The following is a 350-nucleotide window of genomic DNA, read 5'->3' as shown; positions in this document are numbered from 1 at the left end:
CATGGCGGCGCAGCTCCTGACTTACCTGAGCGCTCTCGCCGGAGAGGAGGCTGGCCAGCAGGCGCTGCTCCAGCTCATGGAGGATCGCCGGGTCCAGCCAGTCGGCGGCCGCGTCCGGCTTGGCCTCGCCATCGACCGCCATGCTGTAGTGCGCATAGCTCTGGCGCAGCTGCTCCGGCGTCCGGCACGCTCCGGGTCCGTGCCAGTGCAGCTCGAGCTTCAGGTAGCGGCGCACGGCGTCGGCGAGCTGCCGGAGCCAGTCGTCAGGGAGCCGTTCGACCGCCCGGTCGACGATCAGCGCCCACCGGCTGGCGCTCAAGGCGACCAGTCGGCAGCGCTCGCCGAGCCAC

1 pseudogene is annotated in these 350 nt (G+C 72.0%); it reads right to left on the bottom strand.

Annotated elements, in window-relative coordinates:
* A pseudogene (locus tag PA598K_RS37070) lies at positions 1-350 on the bottom strand (hypothetical protein); the annotation flags it as partial.

It is taken from the genome of Paenibacillus sp. 598K, assembly GCF_003851045.1.
Lineage (GTDB): Bacteria > Bacillota > Bacilli > Paenibacillales > Paenibacillaceae > Paenibacillus_D.
This window is presented reverse-complemented; position numbering and strand designations above follow the sequence as displayed.